Source organism: Bowmanella dokdonensis (assembly GCF_017254865.1).
Lineage (GTDB): Bacteria > Pseudomonadota > Gammaproteobacteria > Enterobacterales > Alteromonadaceae > Bowmanella > Bowmanella dokdonensis.
Genome location: NZ_JAFKCV010000312.1, coordinates 1 through 301, shown reverse-complemented (window position 1 = coordinate 301; position 301 = coordinate 1). Strand labels below are relative to the sequence as shown.

Genomic DNA, 301 nt, shown 5'->3' with positions numbered 1-301 from the left:
AATATCGGTACTATGGGGTACATGATTGATAACAAGTCGGTTCAACTGGCCAGAGCCGGATGCCACCAAACGCACGTTGTTGCGCAAAATTCTGACCGGCACGGCGTGCGTTACATCGGCGATCAACAACACCCGACTGGTGGTGGTGCCTACCTGCATAACCTGGCCAACCAGACCTTTGTCGTCTAATACCGGTTGTCCTTCAAAGACACCTTGCAAGGTGCCCTTATTAATTACGATTTGGTGACTGTAGGGGTTATTATCAACCGCCATCAACTCTGCCACTATCTTACGCACTTCC

At 50.2% G+C, this 301-nt stretch carries 1 protein-coding gene; it reads right to left on the bottom strand.

The window, feature by feature from the left end; genetic code table 11:
* The coding region (mreC, locus tag J0A66_RS22730; RefSeq protein WP_206576063.1) for a rod shape-determining protein MreC at positions 1-301 on the bottom strand (301 nt) is incomplete at both ends.